This is a genomic window from Pseudomonas sp. GM50 (genome assembly GCF_000282375.1).
GTDB lineage: Bacteria > Pseudomonadota > Gammaproteobacteria > Pseudomonadales > Pseudomonadaceae > Aquipseudomonas.
The window spans coordinates 1-1,378 of sequence record NZ_AKJK01000035.1 but is presented as its reverse complement, the minus strand read 5'-3'; the positions used below and the strand labels follow the sequence as shown (position 1 = coordinate 1,378).

Genomic DNA, 1,378 nt, shown 5'->3' with positions numbered 1-1,378 from the left:
GGCTGCCGCTGCCGCTGTCGGCGCTGTGGTGCAGGGTTTCCAGGTTGCCGCCCGCGTCGTAGTCAAAAGTCTGCCGGTAGTTTTCCAACTGATTCGCATCGGGCAACGAGACGAACTCGGGCAACCCAGGCCCGCTTGATGCGTTGATCCGCTGCCGGCCGCGAGCCTCGATGAGTCGATAGAGGGTGTCATACCCGTAGGTGTTGATGGCGGCGATCCGTTGATTACGGAAATAGCGAATGGGCTGGGCATCGTCACTGATGCGCACCGGATTGCCCACCGGATCGTAGGTGTAGGTCAGATTCTGCAGCGCCGACGCCCCCGGCACTTGCGCGAGCAGGGTCTTCAAGCGCCCGTCAGCCGGATCGAATGTCGCGTGGGTGACCACACCATTGCCGGCTGTTTGATGCTCGATCTGTCCGAAGGCGTTGTATTGAATCTGACTGACCAGAGTGGTTGGCGTCACGTCACCGGCCAGTGTCACGCGGGTTTCGTACAACTCTCCGGCCACGGTCTGACGCAAGGACTGCACGCTGCCCAAGGCATCGATGTGTTCGATCAACTCGCCGACGGCGTTGCAGCCTGCGCGCGTGACCGCCTCCTGAAGTTCCAGCAGCTGATCGCGTTCAGCTTCGGGCACTGGCCAATCGGGGATTTCGGGACTTTCAAGAAAGCGGCGGGACTGCTCAAGCAACGCGCCGAGGACACTGAACTCGCTGAAGTGCTGAGTGCCGGCGCTATCGTCATGGCGGATCAACTGGCCGCAGCGGTTATGCCGGGCGGATTCGGTGCTGGCGTCGGCGTAGGAAAAACAAAGGGTGCGTCGTTGCGCTTCACCTACCACCTGCTCGAAACCGAACAGCGGACGCATCAGTGAATCGTAGACAAACCGCTGGTGGTTGAGTTGCTCATCCCAACTCTCCAGCGCCTGATCGGCTGCACCGGTCAGGCTCAGTCGCCAACCGGCATCCACATTGTTGGACAGCAACGCGCGGCCCGACAGGCTGGTGAGCGTGGTTTGATTGGGGCGTGTCGATTCGTCGTCTTGATGCAGAGCAAACAGCCGTGGATCACGGCTGTGGCTGGTACGTCCCGCGAGGTCGAGAGTGTGCTGAGTGATGTGGGCCCGGGGAGTCTGCGTGCTCGACTGCCGATGATAAGCGACAGTCCGCACCGAAACGCCACGTGGCTCAATCACTGCAAGTGTCGGTGTGTCTCGGTGCATGGCGTTCAGTCTCGGCATCGGCTGTGCGCAAGCAAGCCGGAGAATATGCAAGAGACATTTATTCGCTTTTTCAGCCTCGTCGGTCAACTGTCAGAACTAACAGGTACCGTCATCGACTTCGCCCCGTGCCTGACCGCTTAAAACGCTTTTTCC

At 60.2% G+C, this 1,378-nt stretch carries 1 protein-coding gene; it reads right to left on the bottom strand.

Annotation, left to right across the window (positions count from 1 at the left end):
• On the bottom strand, positions 1-1,225 hold a 1,225-nt coding region (locus PMI30_RS23945; protein WP_008006926.1), incomplete at its 3' end, for an RHS repeat domain-containing protein.
• Between the last annotated feature and the right edge of the window lie 153 nt (positions 1,226-1,378).